This window comes from Streptomyces sp. NPDC050161, from assembly GCF_044460025.1.
Lineage (GTDB): Bacteria > Actinomycetota > Actinomycetes > Streptomycetales > Streptomycetaceae > Streptomyces.
On record NZ_JBITJM010000044.1, the window covers coordinates 1 to 19,754 of the forward strand.

General features: G+C 72.7%; 20 protein-coding genes. 13 read left to right on the top strand and 7 right to left on the bottom strand.

What is annotated here, in order from left to right:
- Positions 1-191 precede the first annotated feature (191 nt).
- The 7 genes from ACIBK8_RS35170 to ACIBK8_RS35200 all read left to right on the top strand — a co-directional run bounded on the left by ACIBK8_RS35170 (position 192) and on the right by ACIBK8_RS35200 (position 8,629).
- Positions 192-680, top strand: a complete 489-nt coding sequence (locus ACIBK8_RS35170) for a MarR family winged helix-turn-helix transcriptional regulator (protein WP_399046697.1) — start codon at positions 192-194, stop codon at positions 678-680.
- On the top strand, positions 677-1,948 hold the full coding sequence (locus ACIBK8_RS35175; RefSeq protein ID WP_399046698.1) for an MFS transporter: 1,272 nt from the start codon (positions 677-679) through the stop codon (positions 1,946-1,948). The genes ACIBK8_RS35170 and ACIBK8_RS35175 overlap by 4 nt, the downstream gene beginning before the upstream one ends.
- Positions 1,949-2,044: 96 nt before the next feature.
- Positions 2,045-2,917 carry a phosphotransferase gene (locus ACIBK8_RS35180; RefSeq protein WP_399046699.1) on the top strand — a complete coding sequence of 291 codons (873 nt, stop codon included), beginning with the start codon at positions 2,045-2,047 and terminating at the stop codon, positions 2,915-2,917.
- Positions 2,918-3,031: 114 nt separating this feature from the next.
- Positions 3,032-4,222: a MerR family transcriptional regulator gene (locus ACIBK8_RS35185; protein WP_399046700.1), complete on the top strand. Its 1,191-nt coding sequence runs from the start codon at positions 3,032-3,034 to the stop codon at positions 4,220-4,222.
- Positions 4,223-4,485: 263 nt separating this feature from the next.
- Complete coding sequence (locus ACIBK8_RS35190; protein ID WP_399046701.1) at positions 4,486-5,991, top strand: serine hydrolase domain-containing protein; 1,506 nt, start codon at positions 4,486-4,488, stop codon at positions 5,989-5,991.
- A 145-nt stretch (positions 5,992-6,136) separates the two neighbouring features.
- Positions 6,137-7,273, top strand: coding sequence for a pyridoxal-phosphate-dependent aminotransferase family protein (locus ACIBK8_RS35195; RefSeq protein WP_399046702.1), 1,137 nt, complete (start codon positions 6,137-6,139; stop codon positions 7,271-7,273).
- Between the two features lie 636 nt (positions 7,274-7,909).
- Complete coding sequence (locus ACIBK8_RS35200; RefSeq protein ID WP_399046703.1) at positions 7,910-8,629, top strand: TetR/AcrR family transcriptional regulator; 720 nt, start codon at positions 7,910-7,912, stop codon at positions 8,627-8,629.
- Here the strand turns inward: ACIBK8_RS35200 and ACIBK8_RS35205 are convergent.
- On the bottom strand, positions 8,613-9,065 hold the full coding sequence (locus ACIBK8_RS35205; protein ID WP_399046704.1) for a GNAT family N-acetyltransferase: 453 nt from the start codon (positions 9,063-9,065) through the stop codon (positions 8,613-8,615). The two genes, ACIBK8_RS35200 and ACIBK8_RS35205, sit on opposite strands and share 17 nt — an antisense overlap.
- A 196-nt stretch (positions 9,066-9,261) precedes the next feature.
- Positions 9,262-9,786: a MarR family winged helix-turn-helix transcriptional regulator gene (locus ACIBK8_RS35210; protein ID WP_399046705.1), complete on the bottom strand. Its 525-nt coding sequence runs from the start codon at positions 9,784-9,786 to the stop codon at positions 9,262-9,264.
- Between the two features lie 174 nt (positions 9,787-9,960).
- Between ACIBK8_RS35210 and ACIBK8_RS35215 the strand changes: the two genes are divergently transcribed.
- Complete coding sequence (locus ACIBK8_RS35215) at positions 9,961-11,217, top strand: MFS transporter (protein ID WP_399046706.1); 1,257 nt, start codon at positions 9,961-9,963, stop codon at positions 11,215-11,217.
- 37 nt (positions 11,218-11,254) lie between these two features.
- Here ACIBK8_RS35215 and ACIBK8_RS35220 read toward each other — a convergent pair whose 3' ends face one another.
- On the bottom strand, positions 11,255-11,794 hold the full coding sequence (locus ACIBK8_RS35220; protein WP_399046707.1) for a DUF2269 domain-containing protein: 540 nt from the start codon (positions 11,792-11,794) through the stop codon (positions 11,255-11,257).
- 151 nt (positions 11,795-11,945) lie between these two features.
- Between ACIBK8_RS35220 and ACIBK8_RS35225 the strand changes: the two genes are divergently transcribed.
- The 3 genes from ACIBK8_RS35225 to ACIBK8_RS35235 all read left to right on the top strand — a co-directional run bounded on the left by ACIBK8_RS35225 (position 11,946) and on the right by ACIBK8_RS35235 (position 15,712).
- A complete protein-coding gene (locus ACIBK8_RS35225; RefSeq protein WP_399046708.1) occupies positions 11,946-12,581 on the top strand; it encodes an HAD family hydrolase in 636 nt (211 codons plus the stop codon).
- A 466-nt stretch (positions 12,582-13,047) separates the two neighbouring features.
- Entirely contained in the window at positions 13,048-14,823 is a 1,776-nt protein-coding gene (locus ACIBK8_RS35230) for a globin domain-containing protein (RefSeq protein WP_399046710.1), read from the top strand.
- A 49-nt stretch (positions 14,824-14,872) separates the two neighbouring features.
- Complete coding sequence (locus ACIBK8_RS35235; protein WP_399046711.1) at positions 14,873-15,712, top strand: pyridoxamine 5'-phosphate oxidase family protein; 840 nt, start codon at positions 14,873-14,875, stop codon at positions 15,710-15,712.
- Positions 15,713-15,728: 16 nt separating this feature from the next.
- On the opposite strand, the gene ACIBK8_RS35240 is transcribed toward ACIBK8_RS35235, so the two are convergent.
- The 4 genes from ACIBK8_RS35240 to ACIBK8_RS35255 all read right to left on the bottom strand — a co-directional run bounded on the left by ACIBK8_RS35240 (position 15,729) and on the right by ACIBK8_RS35255 (position 18,390).
- Complete coding sequence (locus tag ACIBK8_RS35240; protein WP_393684459.1) at positions 15,729-16,208, bottom strand: NUDIX domain-containing protein; 480 nt, start codon at positions 16,206-16,208, stop codon at positions 15,729-15,731.
- Between the two features lie 108 nt (positions 16,209-16,316).
- Positions 16,317-17,447 (bottom strand): cystathionine gamma-lyase, encoded by a 1,131-nt coding sequence (locus ACIBK8_RS35245; protein ID WP_399046713.1) that lies wholly within the window; start codon positions 17,445-17,447, stop codon positions 16,317-16,319.
- Entirely contained in the window at positions 17,444-17,992 is a 549-nt protein-coding gene (locus ACIBK8_RS35250; protein ID WP_399046715.1) for a low molecular weight protein-tyrosine-phosphatase, read from the bottom strand. The genes ACIBK8_RS35245 and ACIBK8_RS35250 overlap by 4 nt, the downstream gene beginning before the upstream one ends.
- Before the next feature lie 17 nt (positions 17,993-18,009).
- Entirely contained in the window at positions 18,010-18,390 is a 381-nt protein-coding gene (locus tag ACIBK8_RS35255; protein WP_399046716.1) for a phage holin family protein, read from the bottom strand.
- Between the two features lie 48 nt (positions 18,391-18,438).
- On the opposite strand from ACIBK8_RS35255, the gene ACIBK8_RS35260 reads away from it, so the two are divergent.
- The gene (locus ACIBK8_RS35260) at positions 18,439-18,756 is read left to right on the top strand and encodes a cupin domain-containing protein (protein ID WP_399046718.1); all 318 of its coding nucleotides are present in this window, start codon (positions 18,439-18,441) and stop codon (positions 18,754-18,756) included.
- Between the two features lie 258 nt (positions 18,757-19,014).
- Positions 19,015-19,233 carry a DUF5326 family protein gene (locus ACIBK8_RS35265; protein ID WP_393684467.1) on the top strand — a complete coding sequence of 73 codons (219 nt, stop codon included), beginning with the start codon at positions 19,015-19,017 and terminating at the stop codon, positions 19,231-19,233.
- Positions 19,234-19,754 lie beyond the last annotated feature (521 nt).

Here is a 19,754-nt window from a genome sequence, read left to right on the forward strand (position 1 = left end):
CTTCCGGGCCGCGGGCGCCCTCGTGGGGCGCCGGGGCGCGGGGCCGCCCCCCCCCCCCCACCCCCCCGCCCCCCCCCCCCCGCCCGCGGCCGGCCGGCCCCCCCCCCCCCCCCCCCGTCCGGTCTGTCATGCACGGAAAGCCGCAGGCCGAGGCCCCTGACCAATTATCGCAGCGCTGTTATATTAGCGCTGTGACATCTTCCGATCCCACGGCGCTGCCCGATCCCTGGCAGTCGCTGCACGAGCTGCTGGCCGCCATGGACGCCGAGATCGAGCAGGTCTACGTCGCGCGCGGCATCGAAGGGGTGCGACCGCGGTTCGCCTATCCGCTGATCCGGCTCGCCCACACCGGTCCCCTGACCATCCGTGAGCTGGCACAGTCCCTGAACCGCTCGCACTCCGCGATCAGCCAGACCGTCGCCGCCATGCGCAAGGAGGGTCTGGTCACCTCCGAGCCGGGGCCCGACGCCCGCACCCGGCGGATCGATCTGACCGAGCGCGGCCGGTCGCTGGTGCCGTTCCTGGAGGCCGAGTGGCGCGCCACGCACGCGACGGTCGCCGAGCTGGACGGCGAGGTCCCGCACGCGCTGACCGGCGTCGTCGAGGAGCTGCGACGGGCGCTGGCACACCGGTCGATGCGGCAGCGGGTCCTCGACCACCTCGTTGAACCACCGCGATGAGGGGGCGCGTCCGCTTCCTCGACACCCGCCCCTTACGCAGCAGCCGGCCGTTCCGTGATCTGTGGATCGGCACCTCGGCCTCCCAACTCGGTGGGCAGATCGCCACGGTGGCGGTGCTGGCCCAGGTCTGGGATCTGACCGGCAGTCCGGTGGGGACCGGCGCCATCGGGCTCGCCACCGGCCTGCCGATGGTGCTGTTCGGGCTGCTCGGCGGCACGTTGGCGGACGCCGTCGACCGCCGTGCGGTGGTGCGGGCCACCACCGCGGGCCAGCTGCTGGCCGCCGCGGGGCTGTGTGCCCAGGCGCTGATGGACAACCGGAATGTGCTGTTGCTGCTTGCCCTGGTCGCCATGGGGAGCGCGTGCGGGGCGCTCGGCGCGCCCGCCCGGCGCACCTTTCCGGTCCGGCTGCTGCCGACCGGCCAGGTCGCGGCCGGGCTCGCGTTGACCAACGTCTCCTTCCAGGCGGCGATGCTGGCCGGGCCCGCGCTGGCCGGGCTGGTCATCGCCCGCTGGGGCGTGTCCGCCGCTTACGCCGCGCAGGCCGTGGCCGTCGCGGTCGCCGTGCTCGGGGTGGTCCGCCTCCCGGCCATGAGGCCCGAGGGCGCCGGGCGACGGCCGGAGCGCGGCGGCTGGCGGATCGTGCTGCGCCGTCCGACGCTGTGGGGCTCGATGGCCACCGACCTGTCCGCGACGCTGCTCGCCATGCCGATCGCGCTCTTTCCGCTGGTCAACGAGGTCCGTTTCGACGGCAACCCGCAGACACTCGGCCTGTTCCTCTCGGCCGTCGCGGTCGGGGGGATCACCGCCGGCCTGCTCTCCGGCACCGTGACGCGCTGGCGCCGCAGCGGCCTGGTCCAGCTGGTCGCGGCCGGTGTCTGGGGCCTGGCGCTGGCCGGCTTCGGACTGGCCGGGCCGCTGTGGCCGGCGCTCGGCTGCCTGGCCGTGGCCGGTGCCGCCGACACCGTCTCGGTGGTCACCCGCAGCGCCCTGGTCCAGCTGGAGACCCCGGACGCGTACCGGGGGCGGGTCTCATCCGTGGAGCACGTCATCGGTGTCGCGGGCCCCGAACTCGGCAATTTCCGGGGCGGGTTGCTGGCGTCGGCCACCTCGGCCCCCTTCTCCCTGGTCGTCGGCGGCCTGTCCGCCACCTTGGTGGTCGCGGTGGTGGCCGCGGCCAACGCCTCCCTCCGCGCCTACCGCACGCCGTCGGGCGCTGCCGAGTTGTCCGTGCCGAGGGCCGCCGACGCGGCGAAGGCCGCCGGGTAGGCAGTCGCGGCCGACCTTTCGGACCTCGGCTTGGAGGTACGGGCGCCCGGTCCCGGTTCTCCTTGTCCCGTTGCCGCAACTGCGATACTCGGGCCGGTGACTTCTCCGCAGGGCTGGGCGCGTGCCGAGCGGCTCGATGCCGTCAGGATGGTGGCGGCCCTTCGTGCCCGGACCGGCGTCCGGCTGGAGCTGGACGGTCCGTGTCCCGGAGGGCAGGTCGGGGCGGCGTATGTGCGCGGGCCCGACGGCGGCCGGTCCGTTCTCAAGTGGCGACCGCACAGCCTGGTGGCCGACCTGCGGGCCGGGCCGCTCGCGGTCGTCGACGCGCTGCGGTCGGCCGGCTGTCCGGCGCCGGCCACGGAGTTGATCGCCCAGGTCGGCCACGCCGTGGTCATGGTGCAAGAGCTGCTGCCCGGCACCGAGATCGACCGCTTCGACCAGCGCTTCCTGGAGCAGGCGCTCGCACTCAACCGGTTGCAGGCGGGCCGGCTGGCCGACCGCCCCGGCGTTCCGGCGGTGGAGCTGCATCTGCGTGCGGACGGCGCGGGGTACTGCCTGCACGAGCCGTTGCGTCAGCACAACCGGCGCAGTGCCGCGCTCGAACGCCGCATCGCCGCTGTCGGCGCCGACTTCCCTGGCCGGTTGGCAGGTCAGGACGCCGTGCACATGGACTTCCAGCCAGGCAACCTGCTGGCGGCCGAAGGATCGATCACCGGAGTCGTCGACTGGGACGGTGCCGCCCGCGGTGACCGTCGATTCGACCTGGTCACCCTGCGCTTCGGCCTCCACGCGAAGGAACCGGGCCCTGGGGTGGTGCAGCGCCTCGACGCTGTTCTCGATGCGCTTCCGGAGGACGTGCTGCGTCCCGCATGGGCCCACATGAGCCTTCGTATGGCCGACTGGGCCATCAGGCACTTCGGCCCGGCTGATGTGGAGCACTGGCTGGACCTGGCCGAACAGCGGGTGTGACCCGGCGTCCGCGCGGCAGCGCGGATCCCTTCGGAGACGGCCGGGAAGCTGCGGTACCGGAGGCGGCCGGGCGGCTTTGACCTTCACCTTGCTCGAAGGCCCACCATCGAGGACATGGACGACACCGAAGAGCTGCTGAGCATCGGCGCGTTCGCGCGCCGGGTGGGGCTTGCGCCGAGCGCGCTGCGTTTCTACGACGACTGCGGGGTGCTGCGGCCCGCCCGGGTGGACGAGGTCAGCGGCTACCGGTATTACGCGGCGGAGCAGGTGCCGCGGGCCGTCCGGCTGCGGCGGTTGCGGGAGGCGGGACTGCCGCTGGTGGACGTACCGGTGGTGCTGGACGGGCCGGAGAGCGCGGCGCGGGGCGTGCTGCGTCAGTACCTGGAGCGGACGCTGCGTACCGCGGACGAGGCGCGGGCCGTGGTGGAGGGCTTTCTGCGGGAGGCGCCGGATGACGGGGGCCGGGCGCGGGCGCGGGTGTGCGGCGCGGAACTCGCCAGTGCCGTACGGCAGGTGGCGCCCGCCGCGGCGGGCGGGGCGGCGCGTGAGGAGTTCCCGGTGCTGGGCGGTGTGCTGCTCGAACTGGCCGATGACGAGGTGCGGTTGGTCGCCACGGACCGCTACCGGCTCGCGTTGCGGGTGCTGCGGTCGCAGGAGAGCGCGGGCGGTCCGCACCGGGTGCTGATCGGCGCGGACGAGGTGCGGGACATGGCCGACTGGGCGCTCCGGCAGGTGACCGTGGAGATCGAGGCGGACGGGCACGGCGTGCGGCTGCGGAGCGGGGAGTGCTCCGGCGCGGGGTGGACGGGGTCCGGTGACCTGCGGGTGGTCGGCGGTGACGCCGAGGGGTTCCCTGACTACCGGTTGATGCTGGCGGCGCTGGAAGCCGGCCGGCATCGGCTGATCCTCGACCGGGGTGCGCTGCGGGAGGCGGTGGCCGGCCGGCACGGTGCCGTGTCCCTCGCCGTGGAGGGTGCCGATGGCGGCGGGCGGGAGAGCGGTTCGGACGGCGGCGTGGGGGCCGACCAGGTGGTGATTGCCGCGGGAGGGGGCCGGGAAGCTGTCCGGCTTCGGGGTATTCGTACCGGTCCTGCGGTGCGGGTCGCCTTCGATCCGGCGGTTCTGATGCCCGCGTTGGAGGCCGGAGTGGGGCCCGACGTGCTCCTGGAGATCGCCTCGGCGGGGCAGCCCGTCGTGGTCCGCTCCGCGGATCAGGGCAGTTTCAGCACGCTGGTGATGCCGGTGCGGGAGGACGGCGGTGCCACCTGCGCCGCTGAGGAGGGGGCGGATGGCGGGGAGGGGTGAACCCGCGGTGGGCAGGGGTGCATGCGCGTTCCGGATAGATGCCGAACTCGCCCCGGGGCACGTCCCGTTGGAACCCGGGGAAGCGTGCCGATCGGTCCGATGTGACGGCCGGGAACGAGGCGCACCTCCCGCCGCACCGCTCGGACGTATCAGGTGGGACGGCAGTCGCCGGTGGGGCACTGGCGTCATGCCGGTCGTCGGGGGAGAGTGATCGGCGGCGGGTAGCAGCCCGTTGCTGAGCTGATCGGCCGTCAAGGAGCGCCATGACCACCGCACCGTCCGATGGGCCCGCCGAGCCCCGGCCCGAGCCCGTATCCGATTCCGTGCCCGGTCTGCTGCCCGGGACGCGGCGGGCGCTGCTGCGGCGGCTCGCGGTCGGGCAGGCCGACGGCCGGGCGCCGTCGATGACCGGGGCGGTGGTGCGCGACGGGCGGCAGGTGTGGGCGGAGGTCAGGTCGTCGGCCGTGGACGGGCCGGACGCGGGCGGGCCGGACGCGGGCGGGGATCCCGTCGGCGATGCGGAGTCGTGCGGCGCGGTGCAGTACCGGATCGGGTCGCTCACCAAGACCTTCGTCGCGGTGCTGGTCATGCGGTTGCGGGACGAGGGGCGGCTCTGCCTGGACGATCCGGCCGGCAGGCATCTGGACGGCACTCCGGTGCCGGACGCCACGGTCGCGCAGCTGCTCGCGCACAGCTCCGGACTGGCGGCCGAGCCGCGCGGGCCGTGGTGGGAGCGGACCGCGGGCACGCTGCGGCCGGAGCCTTCCGACCTGTTCGGGGACCGCCCGCAGCGCCTCCCGGCAGGCCGGCGGCACCACTACTCGAACCTCGGCTACGCCGTGCTGGGCGCGCTCGTCGAACGGCTTCGGGACGGCCGGCCGTGGGACGAGGTGCTGCGGCGCGAGGTGCTGGAGCCGCTGGGCATGTCCCGTACGACGGTCCTGCCGGTGCCGCCGCACACGCAGGGCTGGGCGGTGCATCCGTGGGCCGATGTGCTGCTTCCCGAACCGGCCCAGGACACCGGCCTCATGGGGCCGGCGGGACAGTTGTGGTCCACGGTGGACGATCTGTGCCGGTGGGCCGCGTTCCTGCTGCGCGGTGACGACCGGGTGCTGTCCGCGGCGGGGGTCGCCGAGATGCGGACGCCCGCCGTGCCGCCCGAGGACGAGGGCTGGGAAGGGGGCTACGGCCTGGGGATCCAGCTCGTGCGGCGCGGTCCGCTGCCCGGTGCGGGACAGCGGTCCGGTGGCCGCGTGTTGGCGGGGCACACCGGCTCGATGCCCGGATTTCTGGCGTCCCTCTGGCTCGACCCCGAGGAGGACCTCGCCGGGATCGCCCTGGCCAACTGCACCTCGGGCCCGGCGATCGGCGGGATCGCCGCCGACCTGCTGGAGATCGTGGCCGACCGCGAACCGCGGATTCCGGCTCCGTGGCGTCCGCTGCCGGGACCGCCGGACGAAGCGCTGCTGGCGCTCACCGGGCCCTGGTACTGGGGCGCCAAGCCGTTCGCGCTGCGGCTGCTGGCCGAACGCGCCCTGGATCTGACGCCGTTGACCGGTACCGGGCGGGCCTCGCGGTTCCGTGCGGAGGCCGACGGCACCTGGACCGGCCTGGACGGCTACTACGCCGGGGAGACGCTGCGCGTGGTGCGGGCGGCGGACGGCACGGTCAGCCATCTCGACCTCGGGACGTTCGTCCTCACCCGGGGACCGTACGATCCGGCGGGGCCGGTGCCGGGCGGGGTGGACCCGGAGGGCTGGCGGGTCTGACCGGCCGGGCCGGGTCTGAACGGCCGGGCGGGGCAGGTCCGTGGCAGCCGGGGCCGTAGGGCGGCGGCGGTGGGCGCGGACGTACAGTCGTGCCAGATATCAGGAGCCGCCCCACCGCGCGGCTCGCTACCGCTGGAAGGCCATTGTGACTGCCGTGACTGCGAATTCTGATGCCCCGGTCCTGCTCGATCTGCCGCCGCTCGACGCAGCCCACTTCGCACGGATCGAGGACAAGGTCGCCGCGCTGATGCGCACCCGCTGCGATGTGGTGGCGACCCAGGGCGAGGCGCTGCTGCCGCTGGAGGCATGCATCCGCTCGGCGGTACGGCCCGGCAGCACGGCGCTCAACATCATCACCGGTCCGTACGGCGAGACCTTCGGCGGCTGGCTGCGGTCCTGCGGCGCGGAGGTCGTGACCCTCACCGCGCCGTTCACCGGGGCCGTCGACCCGCAGCAGGTGGCCGACGCGCTGCGGGAGCATCCGGCGATCGACTTCGTCAGCCTGGTGCACGCCGAGGCGGCGACCGGCAACACCAACCCGGTCGCCGAGATCGGCCGGGTGGTGCGGGAGCACGGCGCGCTGCTGATGCTGGACGCGGTCGCGTCGGTGGGCGCCGAGCCGCTGCTCACCGACGAGTGGGGAGTGGACCTGTGCGTGATCGGCGGGCAGAAGGCGCTGGCCGGCCCTGCGGGTGTCTCGGCGGTGTCGGTCAGCGCCCGCGCCTGGGAGCGCATCGCCGCCAATGAGCAGGCGCCGCGGCGCTCGTACCTCTCGCTGCTGGACTGGAAGCAGCGCTGGATCGACGGTGGCCGTACCGCGCTGCCGCACGCTCCGGCGCAGTTGGAGATGCTGGCCCTGGAGCAGGCGGTCGACCGTGTCGAGGCGGAAGGGCTGGACGCGGCCATCACCCGGCACCGTGCGGCGGCTGCCGCGGTCCGCGCCGGTGTGCGGGCGCTCGGCGGGCTCACCCCGTACGTGATCCGGGACGAGGACGCGGCTCCCGCGGCGACGACGCTGCGCGTGCCGGCCGGTCTGGACGCGGGTGACGTCGTGTCCGCGGCGCTCGCCGTCGACGGCTCGGTTCCGCTGCTGGCCGCCGCGGGCGGGCCGGCCCAGGAAATGATCCGGGTGAATCACTACGGACGGGCCGCGGATCGCGGCGTGGTGCTGGCTTCGCTGGCGGCCCTCGCCGAGGCGATGCGGGCGCTGGGCGCGGAGACCGCCGCGGGTGACGCGGCGGACGCGGCTGCCGCGGCGTGGGCGGAAACCGTCGCCGGCTGAGAACGCCGCCGACCGGGAGCGCGGTCGGCAGGGCCAAAGGGGTGGGGCCGTGTTTCACGTGAAACACGGCCCCACCCCTTTGACATGTGCGAAATAGCCGTTCTCCGGCCGACCGGGCCCGCCGGGAACGACGATCGACCGTGCCTTGTCCCTTCCGCGACCCGCGACCCGCGACCCGCGACCCGCGGCCCGCGCCCCGTGGGCTTGCCCGCCCTGCCGCCAACTTCCCTGTGTTCCATGGGAGTTGACGTGGGTGGCGGCTGGGTAGGTGGGGATGGCGCCGCGCGGACGGCTGCCCGGCCCGCGACGCCCCACCAGTAGCGCACGCGTGCCCTCAGCCCTTCCGCTCCTTCAGCTCTCCTCAGCTCTCCGCTCCCGCTCCTCTCCCTCTCCTACGCCCACTCTTTCTCCGCTCCCGCTCCCGCTCCCGCTTCTCCGTCGCCCGGCGGCCCGGTCGCAGAGCTGGCGCCAGGCGTGTTTTGCACCTCGATCAAAAACGGAATGACTGACCCGTTTAAAATCGGGGTGCGCAGGACAGGTGCGTGCCGCATTTTCGGGAGGTCGTGGGTGACGGAGTGGACGGTGGGCGGAGGTGCGGCGGCGCCTCGTGCGGACGCCAGGCGTAATCGTGCGCTGGTGCTCCAGGCGGCCCGATTCGCCTTTGCCGAACGGGGGTTGGCGGCCTCGGTCGAGGAGATCGCGTGTCGTGCCGGGGTCGGAGCCGGGACCGTTCACCGTCATTTCCGTTCCAAGGAAGCCCTGTTCGACGCCGTGGTCGAGGAGCGGATCGGGCTCTTCGCCGACACCGCAAGGGACTTGGTCGATGTCGAGGATCCCGGCGAGGTGTTCTTCCGTTTCCTGGGCTCGGTGGTCCGGCTGGCCGCGGGCAGCAAGGCGCTGTGTGAGGCGCTCGCCGGGGTGGCCGATGGCGGTTGTGGCGCGCGGTCGGCGGCCGGGCGGGACTTCGTCGGGGCGCTGGACGCCTTGCTGGCACGGGCCCAAGAGGCAGGTGCCGTACGGCAGGACGTGACGGGGGACGACGTCAGGTCGCTGCTGGCCGGGTGCGTGTCGATGGAGCAGGGGCGGCTGCGCGCGGCGGGGTCCGAAGACGCTCAGGGGCGGATGGCGGCGCTGATGTGTGACGGGCTGCGGGCCGTCCGCGCTGTGACGAAACTGCCGGATGCCGCCGGGGATCGTAACGAAACGGGGTGTGAGGTGTGCGGTGCGCAGGTCGTGGCGGCGCGCACCGGCCGGCCTGCGCGCTTCTGTGGCGGCGCCTGCCGGCAGAAGGCGTACCGCGCCCGGCGCGCGGGTTCCGGCGGCGGCGCTCCGGGCGGGGTCAGAGCTGGAGCTTGAATCCCAGGTGGGACGCCTCGAAGCCGAGCCGCTCGTAGAAGCGGTGGGCGTCGATGCGGGTCGCGTCCGAGGTGAGCTGGACGAGGTGGCAGCCGAGGGTGCGGGAGGTGGCGACGGCCCACTCGATGAGCTGGGTGCCCAGGCCGTTGCCCCGCTCGTCGGCGTGGACGCGGACGCCTTCGATGATCGAGCGGGTCGCGCCGCGGCGGGAGAGGCCGGGGATGACGGTGAGTTGGAGGGTGCCGACGACGCGGCCCTCGCGGACCGCGACGACCAGGTGCTGGTGCGGGTCGGCGGCCAGCACTTCGTAGGCGGCGCGGTACGGGGTCAGGTCGTCCGGGGACTCGCGGGTGGCGCCCAGCGGGTCGTCGGCCAGCAGCGCCACGATGTCGTGGAGGTCGGTCGCGGCGGCGCGGCGTATCTCGATATCGCTCATGGGCGGGACCTTATGCGGTGCGTGCGAGGCGTGGCGCGGCTGGTGGGGTCGATGGGGCACGGGCGAGTGGCGGCCGGGGCTGACGGGGCGTAGGAGAGCGGTGGTGGCGGGGCCCCGGACGTGGCTCTTCCGGCGGTCCCGCCCTGGTCCGCCTCGCGGGTCTCGGCCGCCCACGCGCACGGGCCCGCGCCCGCCGTTACGCGGACGGGACGAGCGTCTCGACGGCCTTCACCAGGGGGGCCAACTCCGGTCGCTTCGCCGCTGCCTGGAGCGCCTCGCACAGGGCGGTGTCGTGCGTCGGCCTGGCCTCGGCGAGCAGCGTGAGGCCGTCGGCCGTGACGTCGGTGTAGATGCCGCGGCGGTCGTCGACGCAGAGGTAGCGCGAGAGCAGTCCGCGCGCTTCGAGCCGGGTGACCAGGCGGGTGGTGGCGCTCTGGCTGAGCACGACGGAGTCGGCGACCTGGTGCATCCGCAGGTGGCCGCCCGGTCCGTCGTGCTGCTCGCTGAGGACGTTGAGCACCGAGAACTCGCGGACGCTGAGGTCGTGACCTGCCTGGAGGGCGCGCTCGATGTGCGACTCGATGCGGCCGTGCAGGGCGGAGAGCGCGCACCAGCCCTGGGCGAGCCCGCGCGAGGGAGCCGGCGGGCAGCCGGTTGCGGCGGCGGGTGTCGCCTGCGGGACCTGTGCTGCCTGCGGTGTCTCGTGCGTCTGCTGCGTCATCGAAGACCTCCTCGGGGGCGTATGCACCAGGGTAGGCCACAGATGAAATATACGATACTTGCAAGTAAGTGCGTCTGCAATTAATGTGGACGCACGTAAGGGCGGTGCGCAATCAATGACGCACGCCCTCCATGACACACGCCATCGATGACGCACCATCCGAAGGGATCCGTCATGCCTCTCGCACTCCTGGCTCTCGCCATCGGTGCCTTCGGGATCGGAACGACCGAGTTCGCGGTCATGGGCCTGCTGCCCGACATGGCGGCCGACTTCGGCGTCTCCATTCCGCTCGCCGGCTACGCGACCACCGTCTACGCCCTGGGCGTGGTCGTCGGCGCTCCGCTGATGACCCTCCTGGGCACGCGGTTCACGCGTAAGCAGATGCTCACGTTGCTGATGGGCCTGTTCGTGGTGGGCAACGTGCTCACCGCGTTGGCGCCGGTCTTCGGCGTGCTGCTGGCCGGCCGGATCGTGGCCGCCTTCGCGCACGGCGCGTTCTTCGGGATCGGGGCGCTGGTCGCCGCCGATCTGGTCGCCCCCGGCAAGCGGGCCGCCGCGATCTCGCTGATGTTCAGCGGCCTGACCGTGGCCAATGTGGTGGGTGTGCCGGCCGGCACCATGATCAGCCAGCAGTTCGGCTGGCGCACCACCTTCTTCGGCATCGCCGCGCTCGGCGTGATCGGCCTGCTGGGCATCCTCAAGCTGATACCGGCGCAGCGCGCCAAGGCGGCGGCCCGGATCGGCAGCGAGCTGGCGGTCTTCCGGAATCCGCAGGTCGGCCTCGCGATGCTGATGACGGTCCTCGGCTTCGGCGGCGTCTTCGCCGCCGTCACCTACCTCGCGTCGATGATGACCGAGGTCACCGGCTTTGCGCCGTCGTCCGTCGTCTGGCTGACGGCCGTCTTCGGCATCGGCATGGTCGCCGGGAACCTGGTGTCAGGCCGCTTCACCGACCGGGCGATGATGCCGATGCTGTACGTGTCGCTGGCGGGCCTGGCGCTGGTGCTGGCCGCGTTCACCTTCACCGCGCACAACAAGGTGGCGGCCACCGTCTCCATCGCGCTGATCGGCGCCTTCGGGTTCGCGACCGTACCGCCGCTGCAGAAGCGGGTGATGGACCAGGCCGCTTCGGCTCCCACCCTCGCCTCCGCGGGCAACATCGCCGCCTTCAACTTCGGCAACGCGCTGGCCGCCTGGCTGGGCGGCCTGGTCATCTCGGCCGGTCTCGGCTACACCGCACCCAACTGGGTCGGCGCGGTGATGACCGTGGCGGCGCTGGGTGTGGCCGTCCTCGCCTCCGTCCTGGAGCGGCGTACGGCGGGCCGCGGCACGGTCGTGGCCTCCGGCGGCGGCGCCGCGGCGGCCACGGACACCGCCGGTACGTCCACCGGGACGGTGGCGGAGGCTCCGGTTCCGGCGGCGCGGTCCTGACGGGGGCACGCGCGGCCCGGCCCGGCGGCCCGCAGCGTCACTCGGCGGCCGGCGCGGGGGTGTCCCGCGCCGCCGCGTGACCGCGTGCGGGCCGCGTCCGGCTGCCGCGCCGGGTGCGGCCCCACGGCTTGAGCACCGAGATCGCCGTGACGAAGAGGTAGGTGGCGGTCGCCACCGACGGTGCGATGACGAGACCGAGCCCGTCGGTCGGGCGCCCGGCCACCGCATCGGCCGCGAGCCGGCCGATCTCCGGGCGGAGTGCGAAGGCCGACAGCAGCGTGGTGGCGAGCGTCAGCCAGAACTTGGTGACGACCCAGCGGTGCCTGGCCAGCCCCCACGGCGTCCCCAGGGACAGCACGAGGCCGCTGAGCAGGGCGATCAGCGCGACGGGGATGACCAGCCAGTCCGCAAAGATCTTCATGGCCCGGTAGGCGGCGGCCGTCGTCCCCGGCGAACCCGTGGTGAATCCGGTGACGCCGAGCGCCAGCAGGCCGACGGTGAGTCCCAGCCAGCCGACGGACACGGCGACATGGACGACGAGGACGGCCCGGCGGGCGGGCCGGCTGAGCTGCTGCATACCCGCCACGATCGCGGGCCGTGCCCCGCGGGGCATCTGCCGCCGGGAGTATCCGCGGATACGCGGTGGCGAGTACGCCCCGGGGGCGTGCCACCAGGGACTTCGGCGGACCCGGTTACCGGCTTCAGCGGCACGCCCTAGGCTCCGGCCCATGGGAAAGCTGCATCTGTTCGATATGGACGGGACCTTGCTGCACGGCTCGGCCGCCGCCGTCGAGATCTCCCGGCAGCTCGGTCTCGACCGGGAGATCGCCGAGTTGGAGCGCGGTTTCGCGGCGGGTGAGCTGACGCCGCCGCAGTTCGCGCAGCGGGCCTGCGACCTGTGGGCGGCGGAGCTGACGGAGGCGCAGGTGGCCGCCGCGTTCGAGGGGGCGCCGTGGCTGGCCGGCATCCGCGAGGTGTGGGCCGACATCCGGGCGCGCGGCGAGCGCTGCGCGGTGATTTCGCTGTCGCCGGGCTTTTTCGTCGAACGGCTGCTGGACTGGGGCGCCGACGTGGCGCGTGGTTCGCGCTGGCCGGCTGTGCCGATCCGGGAGCGGGTGCGGCCCGACGGCATCCTCTCCGCTGCCGCGAAGGTCGGCATCGCCGATGAACTCTGCGTCCGGTACGGCCTGACCAGGGCCGACTGCGTGGCGTACGGCGACTCCATGTCGGACACCGCGCTGTTCGCCGCGGTCCCGGTCTCGGTGGCGGTGAATGCCGATCACCACGTCAGCGAGCTGGCATCCGCCGCGTACGCGGGGCGTGATCTCAGGGAGGCGTACGAACTGGTGGTTACCAATGGGTAATTGCTGGATTCCGCAGCGGATTTGCCTTCCGAATGAGCCGAATTGCCCCTCTGTGGTAAGGGTCACTGTTATCGGATGTGCCGTGTGAAGAACGGGCGAACGGGGCGTGGATCGCCCCCGGATCAGGGACTTGTGGTTTCAACTACTGCCGGTATGGTCGAGTCGGTCCGGCGGTCCGAGGGCGCGCGTACCCGCGAGGCGCGGGCAATGCGGGGCCGGTCGGGCGGCGAAGTGTCTTCCGTGGGCCGGACTTTGTACGGGTGTCCGTTGCGAGGAACCGGAGAACCATGCTGAACAGGCGGTTCCCGGTTGCATTATTGGGATGTGAGTTTTGTCCGCGTTGCCGGGCATTGCCGGAATGACTTGAGTCGTTGAAGAATTCCGGGGCAGGGTGGGGGAATTCAAGGCACGTTCCGGTCAGTGGAAGTGCGACGACAAACGAAAGACGTTCGAGGCGAGGCAAACCATGGACGCTCCGACCACCGCGACGGCCGATAACGGCTCCTCCGGCGGCAGCAGTGGCGACTGGGGTTGGTTCACTCCGTCGAAAAAGTCCTCCGAAGAACTGCCGGAGAGACGGGACGGCGCGGACGCCGGACTCCCGGGCCACGAGGACGGCCGTCCCGCGGCCCGGGAGTCCGGCCCGCGGGACGCGTACGGCGACGGCGGCCACGGCACACCGGCGGCCCATGACGGCCCGGCGGTCCGCGACGCGTACGAAGGTCCGCACTCCGGCCGCGTTCCGGAGCAGATACCCGCGCCGCAGCAGGAGCGGATACCCAGCCGGCCGGTGAACCCGATACGGCCCGTCGGCACCCCCGCCGCCCGCGAGGTCCCGCCGCCGCCTGCTCCCGCACCGGCTCCCGCCCCGGCGCCCGCAACCTTCTCCGCCTTCGCACAGCGCCCGGCCGCCGCGGCTCCCACGGCCGCCGCGGCTCCCACGGCCCCCGCGGCTCCCACGGCCCCTGCGGCCCCCGCACCCCAGGCCGCTGCCGCAGCCTCCATGGTCCCCGCAGTCCCTGACGCCAAAGCGGTACCTGACGTCAAGGTGGTCCCTGACGCCACGGCGGCCCCTGCCGTCAAGGCGGTTCCCGACGCCGACGCGTCCCCCGACGCGATCCTCATCCGGCGCACCATGGCCGAGATCGAGCCGGTGGCCGACAAGGTCACCTCGTACTTCTACGCGATGCTCTTCGTGCAGCACCCGGAGCTGCGGGTGCTGTTCCCCGCCGCGATGGACACCCAGCGTGACCGGCTGTTCAAGGCGTTGCTGACGGCCGCCCAGAACGTCGACGACCGCGAGCGGCTCACCGCCTACCTCTCCCATCTCGGCCGCGGCCACCGCAAATACGGCACCCGGCCCGAGCACTACCCGGCGGTCGGCGAGTGCCTGCTCGGCGCGCTTTCGCGCTATGCGACGTCGAGTTGGGGCCCGGATGCGGAGGCCGCGTGGGTCCGCGCGTACACCGCGATCTCGCAGATCATGATCGACGCGGCGGCCGAGAACGAAGCGGTCGCGCCCGCCTGGTGGCAGGCCGAGGTGGTCTCGCACGAACGGCGGACGGCCGAGATCGCGGTGGTGACGGTCCGCCCCGACCAGCCGTACCCGTTCCTCGCCGGGCAGTACACCAGCCTGGAAACTCCCTGGTGGCCCCGGGTGTGGCGGCACTACTCCTTCGCGTCGGCGCCCCGTTCCGACGGGCTGCTCTCCTTCCACGTCAAGGCGGTTCCGGCCGGCTGGGTCTCCAACGCGCTGGTGCACCGCGCCCGTCCCGGCGACATCCTGCGCCTCGGCGGCCCCGCCGGTTCGATGACCGTCGACCACAGCACCAGCAACGGACTGCTGTGCGTGGGCGGCGGCACCGGCATCGCCCCCATCAAGGCGCTGGTCGAGGACGTCGCCACGCACGGCGCCCGGCGCCCCGTCGAGGTCTTCTACGGCGCCCGCAGCGACCACGACCTCTACGACATCGACACCATGCTGGACCTGGAGCAGGCCCACCCCTGGCTCTCGGTCCGCCCGGTCGTCGCCAGCGGCGCGTCCGGCGGCCGTTCGAACGGCGTCAGCGGCGAACTCCCGGACGCCGTCAGACGGTACGGCCCGTGGGACGAGGTCGACGCCTACCTGTCGGGGCCGCCCGGACTGATCCGCAGCGGTGTCGACGCCCTGGTGGGGGTCGGTATTCCGTCCGACCGGATACGGCACGACTCCCTTGACGAGCTGGTCGCGGCGGGTGATTGAGGTCTTGGCAGTACAGGGCGGAAACAGCTGGTCAGGAGAGGGACGGGACATGCGGCACGCACGTCCGGGCAGCGACGGCGAGCACCTGGTCCAGCAGCGCCTCGGCACCACCGAGCGCGCCGACCGGTTCTACTCGGATCAGGTGCTCGACCATCTCAACCAGCGCATGCAGGAGTTCGTGGCACGCCAGGAGATGCTGTTCCTGGCCACGTCCGACCGGCACGGCGCCTGCGACTCGTCGTTCCGGGCCGGCCCGCCGGGCTTCGTCCAGGTGCTGGACGACCGCACGCTCGCCTACCCCGAGTACCGTGGCAACGGCGTGATGGCATCGGTCGGCAACCTTTCCGAGAACCCGCAGCTCGGCATCCTGATGGTCGACTTCCTGCGTGACCGCATCGGCCTGCACATCAACGGCCGGGCGCGGGTGGCGCTGGACGCGGAGATCCGGCAGCTGTACCCGTGGCTGCCCGCCGACCCGGTCCCCGGGCGGCGGGCCCAGCTGTGGGTGACGGTCGAGGTCGAGGAGGCGTACATCCACTGCGCCAAGCACATTCCGCACCTTCAGAAGGTGCCGGCGCAGGGGCGCAGCGCGCGGGACTGGGGCACCGACGACAACAAGCGCAAGGGCGGTGACTTCTTCGGCGCCGCCGCCGATGCGGCAGGGCGGGCACCGTTCCGGCGCGCGGAGCAGGCCGAAGCCCCGCTGCACGAGGGCCGGGCGGCCGGTCGCCACCGGGCAGCCGACGGGATCGTCGAGGAGCTGAACGACGGGTTCCGGATGGAGGTCGAGCGGGTGCTGGCGCGGGCGCGGCAGCGCAGTCCCGCGGACGACATCGGCTTCCGCGGCTGGTTCGCCGAGGGCGGCAGGCTGGGCGCCGCCGACCGCTGAGGTCCCCCGCCGGGCTTCAGCCCAGGTCGGGCGCGTGCATCGCCCGTACGCCCTCGATGTTGCCGTCCAGGTAGTGCCGCAGCGACAGCGGTACGACCTCGACGGAGGCGATCCCGACGCGGGTGAACGGCACCCGCACGATCTCGTAGTCGCCGCACGGCTCGTCGACCTCGGGGCCGTGCCGCCGGGACGGATCCATCGCGTCCAGCCGGCAGACGAAGAAGTGCTGCACCTTCACGCCGTCCACGCCGCCCTCGCTGAGGTGCTCGACGGTGTCGACGAAGACCGGGACGACGTCCGTCACCTTGGCGCCCAGTTCCTCGTCCAACTCGCGGTGGAGTGCGTCGATGACGGTCGCGTCCCCGGGCTCCACCCCGCCGCCCGGAGTGATCCAGTAGGGGGCACGGCCCGGCTTGGTGCGCTTGATCAGAACGAGGTCCGCGCCGTCGAGCAGAATCGCGCGGGCGGTGCGTTTCACGACTGGCCGAACCGTCATACGGGACAGATGCCGCAGTGACGGCCCCGCGAAACCCGCCGCCGCGGCACCGCTGCCCGCAACGGCCCGCCTACCGGTAGCCACCATTCCGCCCGCGCGCCGGGCGCTTCAGGCCCCGCGCTGCGCCGCGTCCAGGGCCTGCCGGACGTCCGCGATCAGGTCGTCGGGGTCCTCGACACCCACCGAGAAGCGGATGAAGCCCTCCGGGACGGCGTCGCCGCCCCAGCGTGCACGCCGCTCGGCCGTGGACCGCACGCCTCCGAAGCTGGTCGCGTCGTCGACCAGCGTCAGCGCCGCCAGGAACCGTTCCGCGTGCTCCTTGTCCGGCAGCGTGAAGGAGACCACGCAGCCGAAGTGGCCGGGACGCATCTGGGCCGCGGCGCGGGTGTGCGAGGGGTCGGACGGCTGGCCGGGGTGGCGCAGCCCGGTGACGTCGTCCCGCTCGCTCAGCGCTTCGGCGAGCGCCAGGGCGCCCACCGCCTGCTGTCTGACCCGCAGCGAGAGGGTGGCCAGCGAACGGTGCGCGAGCCAGCTCTCCATCGGCCCCGGAATGGCGCCGACCGTCTTGCGCCACAGCTGCACGCCGTCGGCCAGGGCCGCGTCGCGGGTGCAGACGTAGCCGAGCAGGACGTCGCCGTGGCCGGTGAGCGCCTTGGTGCCGCTGGCCACGGAGAAGTCGGCGCCCAGGTCGAGCGGGCGCTGGCCGAGCGGGGTGGCGAGGGTGTTGTCGACGGCCACCAGGGCGCCACGTTCGTGCGCGGCAGCGGCCAGCCGCCGGATGTCACAGACGTCAAGGCCGGGGTTGGAGGGGGTTTCCAGCCACAGCAGCCGGGCGCCGTCCAGCACGCCGAGTTGGGCGTCGTGCGCGGTCGGCGCGGTACGGACCTCGATGCCGTAGCTCTCCAGGCGGGTGCGGACGGCGGGCAGCAGCTGGTACCCGTCGTTGGGGAGCACCACCGCGTCGCCCGCGCGCAGTTGGGAGAAGAGGACGGCGGTGATCGCGGCCATCCCGGAGGCGAACGCCACCGTGTGCGCGGGCTCGTCAGGCGACTCCAGCTCGCCGATGGCCGTCTCCAGGCGGGTCCACGTCGGGTTGGACACCCGGCCGTAGGTGTAGGGGCCTTCGGCGTCGCCCGGGAGGTGGAAGTGAGCCGCGAAGACCGGCCCGGGGAGGGCAGGTTCGTACGCCTCGGGCTCCGGGAGCCCGGCCCGTACGACGCGTGTGCCGTCGCCCGTCATGCGTCCTCCTTCTTCTGCGGGTGGTGCGGTGAGTGGAGCGGGACGTGCCCCTCGGCGGCGAGGGCGGCACGCACCGCCTCCAGGAGGCCGTCGGTCGCCGCCTCGATCATCGCCAGGCATTCCTCGAAGCCGTCGTGCCCGCCGTAGTAGGGGTCGGGCACGTCGCGTTCCCGCCACGGCCCGTCGGCGTCCTGATACGAGCCCAGCAGGCGGACCTTGGCGGCGTCGTCCGGGCCGGGTGCGAGCCGGCGCAGCGTGCGCAGGTGCCCGCTGTCCAGCGCGATGACCAGGTCGAGTCCGGCGAACCAGGAGGCGGTGAACTGCCGTGCCCGGTGCGCGATGGGGTAGCCGGCCGACGTGAGGACGGAGACGGTACGCGGATCGGCGCCGTCCCCTTCGTGCCAGCCGTCGGTGCCCGCGCTGCCGATCTCGACCAGGCCGCCGAGCCCGGCGTCCGCGATGTGGGCGCGGAAGACGGACTCGGCCATCGGCGAGCGGCAGATGTTGCCGGTACAGACGAAGCAGACGCGGAATACGGGGTTCACGGTGGTGGTGTTCCCGGTCAGTCCTCGTCGGGCAGCAGGACGTGCATCGCCCAGGAGACGATCGAGATGATCACGCCACCCAGTACCGCGGTCCAGAATCCGTCCACATGGAAGGCGAGATTCACGGTGCCGGCGAGCCACGATGTCAGCAACAGCATCAGCGCGTTGATGACGAGGGTGATCAATCCGAGGGTGAGGATGAACAGCGGGAAGGACAGCAGTTTCACCACGGGTTTGACGATGAAGTTGACCAACCCGAAGATCAGCGCGACGAGGATCAACGTCAGTGCCTTGCGGCCGGTGTTGTGTCCCGTCAGTGAGATGTCCGGTTCCAGCAACCAGACGGCCACGGCAAGCGCCGCGGCGTTGGCGATCGTCTTGACCAGAAAATTCTTCATGGTGAGATCGTCGCAGACGAGTCCGAATCATTGAGGGGTGCGAACGACTTGAAGGCTTTCAGACTGGAAGAGCTGGAAGCGGAGCGGGCCGCGAACGACGGTGCGTATCTGCAGTTCCTCCGGGAACGCAACATGTCGGTCGGGCTGTACGCACTCGACGCAGGCAGCGCGGACCCGCAACAGCCGCATGCCCAGGACGAGGTGTATCTCGTGGTGAGCGGCCGGGCGGCGATCACCGTCGGCTCGGAGACGCAGTCCGTGGCGCGTGGCAGCGTGGTGTACGTACCGGCCGGAGTGCCGCACAAGTTCCATCACATCAGTGAGGACCTGAGGGTCATGGTGGTCTTCTCTCCGCCCGAGAGCTGAGGGTCGCACCCCCGAACCCGTAGGGGACAGCTCAGGGGAGCGCCGGGGATCCCAAGCCCCCACAGCGAGCCGCGGAACCCTAGCATCGTGGTGGTAGGGGAGCGGGCCGCAGCCGACGGCACGGCGACCGCACAGGGCAACCGCACACGGCAGTCGGTACGGAACCGCACCGGCATCGGCGCGGCGACGGCCGGAGAGCGCGGCAGAGCGCGCGGGACGGCCGGGGACCGCAAGAGACAGAGAAAGCAGGGCAGAGAAGTGGCTGGTAAGGGGATACTCGCAGGGCTTCCGTGGTGGGTCACCTGGGTCGTGGTGCCCGTGATCCTGCTCGTCGTCTTCGGCGGTCTGATCGCCAGCGCGGTCGGCTTCCTGATCAGCCTGCTGTTCAAGATCCTGATAGCGGTGGCGCTGATCGCCGGAGTGATCTACCTGGTACGCAGGTTCAGCGGTTCCTCGTCGTCGAAGGGCGACTGGTAGACCGCACACCGACGACCGACCGACGCCGTCGTCCCCGCGCACCCGGTGCCCCGCTCCGCTCCAGGAACGGGGCACTGTCGCGTGGCGGGCGATCTGAACGGACGAACGGAACGGACGAACTGGACGGGCGAACTGGGCGGACGAACGGAACGGACGAACTGGACGGGCGAACTGGGCGGACGAACTGACGGGAGCGGCAACGGCGTCGGTGCTGCGTTGGGGGAGCAGACCGCGTCCGCGTCCGCATCCGCATCGGCGTCCTGCGTCCGGCGCCCTGCGTCCGGTTCCTGCGTCCGGCGTCCGGCGTCCGGTTCCTGCGCAGGTGCATGCGCCTGCGCCAGCGTGGGGCCATGCTGCGTCGGAGTGGGTGGGTGGGGAGGGTGGGGGCGGGGCGGGGGGAGAGAACGGAAGCCAGCCGCCCCCCCCCGGGGCCCCGGGGGCCCCCCCCCCCCCCCCCCCCCCCCCCCCCCCCCCCCCCCCCCGCCGCGGGGGCGCGGGGCAGAGGGCGGAGATAGGGAGGC

What these genes read in the sequence shown, in the direction of transcription:
- ACIBK8_RS35175 (WP_399046698.1), top strand. Translation starts at nt 677, where the DNA reads ATGAGGGGGCGCGTCCGCTTCCTCGACACCCGCCCCTTACGCAGCAGC.
- ACIBK8_RS35185 (WP_399046700.1), top strand. Translation starts at nt 3,032, where the DNA reads ATGGACGACACCGAAGAGCTGCTGAGCATCGGCGCGTTCGCGCGCCGG.
- ACIBK8_RS35190 (WP_399046701.1), top strand. Translation starts at nt 4,486, where the DNA reads ATGACCACCGCACCGTCCGATGGGCCCGCCGAGCCCCGGCCCGAGCCC.
- ACIBK8_RS35205 (WP_399046704.1), bottom strand. Translation starts at nt 9,065, where the DNA reads ATGAGCGATATCGAGATACGCCGCGCCGCCGCGACCGACCTCCACGAC.
- ACIBK8_RS35210 (WP_399046705.1), bottom strand. Translation starts at nt 9,786, where the DNA reads ATGACGCAGCAGACGCACGAGACACCGCAGGCAGCACAGGTCCCGCAG.
- ACIBK8_RS35215 (WP_399046706.1), top strand. Translation starts at nt 9,961, where the DNA reads ATGCCTCTCGCACTCCTGGCTCTCGCCATCGGTGCCTTCGGGATCGGA.
- ACIBK8_RS35220 (WP_399046707.1), bottom strand. Translation starts at nt 11,794, where the DNA reads ATGCAGCAGCTCAGCCGGCCCGCCCGCCGGGCCGTCCTCGTCGTCCAT.
- ACIBK8_RS35225 (WP_399046708.1), top strand. Translation starts at nt 11,946, where the DNA reads ATGGGAAAGCTGCATCTGTTCGATATGGACGGGACCTTGCTGCACGGC.
- ACIBK8_RS35230 (WP_399046710.1), top strand. Translation starts at nt 13,048, where the DNA reads ATGGACGCTCCGACCACCGCGACGGCCGATAACGGCTCCTCCGGCGGC.
- ACIBK8_RS35235 (WP_399046711.1), top strand. Translation starts at nt 14,873, where the DNA reads ATGCGGCACGCACGTCCGGGCAGCGACGGCGAGCACCTGGTCCAGCAG.
- ACIBK8_RS35240 (WP_393684459.1), bottom strand. Translation starts at nt 16,208, where the DNA reads ATGACGGTTCGGCCAGTCGTGAAACGCACCGCCCGCGCGATTCTGCTC.
- ACIBK8_RS35245 (WP_399046713.1), bottom strand. Translation starts at nt 17,447, where the DNA reads ATGACGGGCGACGGCACACGCGTCGTACGGGCCGGGCTCCCGGAGCCC.
- ACIBK8_RS35255 (WP_399046716.1), bottom strand. Translation starts at nt 18,390, where the DNA reads ATGAAGAATTTTCTGGTCAAGACGATCGCCAACGCCGCGGCGCTTGCC.